A 1,475-nucleotide genomic window follows, 5' to 3' on the forward strand; every position below is an offset into this window, starting at 1 on the left:
GCTCAGTTCGCGCAGCAGCAAAGGATTCAAACCAATGCCGCTGCAAATCTCAACCCTCAAGTTTTGGATTAACCTTGAACCCTTGGACTACTTCCGATTGATTGGTACGGCCAGAGGGGGCAGGTCACTGGCAAGTGCGTTGCTGGATTGCAGGCAAGACGCACCGCAGCAGCACACGCACACAAAGCCAGCGTGTTGCACAAAGTTATGCACGCACTTTTTATGAGCAGCGGCTTGCGCTGTCGGCCAGTTTTCACCAACAGACGCCATCAAGCATTGACGTTTTAAACGTCACGCCAACAGTCAAGCCACAGCACACATTTGCAGCATTGGCAGCGCAGATGACTGCAAACGAACAAGCAAGGGTTGATCGCGGTGAGTTTGCACTTGGCAGCTTGAAGGTCCTACGCAACAGACTGGATCTACACATCTTGCCGAGATGGGGCCAACAATCACCAGCCAACATCGATCACGCCGCCTTGCTGTCCTTCACACAATACCTCAGCAAGTGCTTTTCATCCACAACCGTCAGCCAATACCTGATCATTGTGCGCAAGGTGCTGACTTTGGCTGTGGCAGTTGGCACACTGGACAAGCTGCCAGAGTTTCCAAAAATCCGTGTGCAAACAACACCACGAGGCGCCTTTACGCCAACCGAATACTGGCGCATCATCCGCACTGCACGCAAGTTGCAAGGCACGCGGCACCCAGACAGTGACACTGCTTTGAGAAGGAACTATCGCCTGCGTGCTTCAGAAAACACTATGCCCCCAGATGTTGCTTGGGCGATCGGCTTTATGGTCAATAGCTTCATACGCCCAAGTGACCTCAAAACATTGAAGCACAGGCACATCGAAGTGGTGCGCAATGACAACACCTACCTGCGCCTGACGCTGCCAGAAACCAAAAGCCACGGTCGTCCGATTGTCACGCTACAGCCAGCTGTGCGCATCTATCAACAGATGTCAAAGCACTATGCAGCCAAGAAGCTTGCTGCACCGGACGACTACTTGTTTTTGCCACACCTGCGTGACCGACACTATGCACATTGGGTCTTGGCGTTTTACTTCAACTGGGTTCTTGCAAAGCTTGGCTTGAAGCTTGGACCACACGGCCAAGAACGCAGCTTGTATAGCCTGCGTCACTCCAGCATCACCTTCCGCTTGCTGTATGGCCAAGGCATCGACTTACTGACTCTTGCACGCAATGCACGCACCAGCGTCGAAGTCATCAACAATCACTATGCCAGCACGGTGACTGGGGAGCAGAACATTGCATTGCTGCAAAGTCGCCGAACTCGCCAGTCATCCACTTCTTGAGTGCGTTATTTTTTGAAGCCGTCACGCAGCTTGACGCTGGCACTTTCGATCTGCGCATCCAGCTCACCATTGCGTGTCGCAGCGATCACCGTGTCCAACACAGCTATCAAGTTGGCCTGTTCGCCAACATCAATTGCCGTCTTGCCTCTCAGCAGC

The 1,475-nt window shown here is 53.1% G+C and carries 1 protein-coding gene; it reads left to right on the forward strand.

From position 1 onward, the window contains the following. Positions 1-134: 134 nt before the first annotated feature. Entirely contained in the window at positions 135-1,319 is a 1,185-nt protein-coding gene (locus B9Z43_RS16955) for a hypothetical protein (RefSeq protein WP_233253981.1), read from the forward strand. The last annotated feature ends 156 nt before the right edge of the window (positions 1,320-1,475 follow it).

Origin of the sequence: Limnohabitans sp. MMS-10A-192, assembly GCF_003063335.1 — a bacterium.
Taxonomy (GTDB): domain Bacteria; phylum Pseudomonadota; class Gammaproteobacteria; order Burkholderiales; family Burkholderiaceae_C; genus Limnohabitans_A.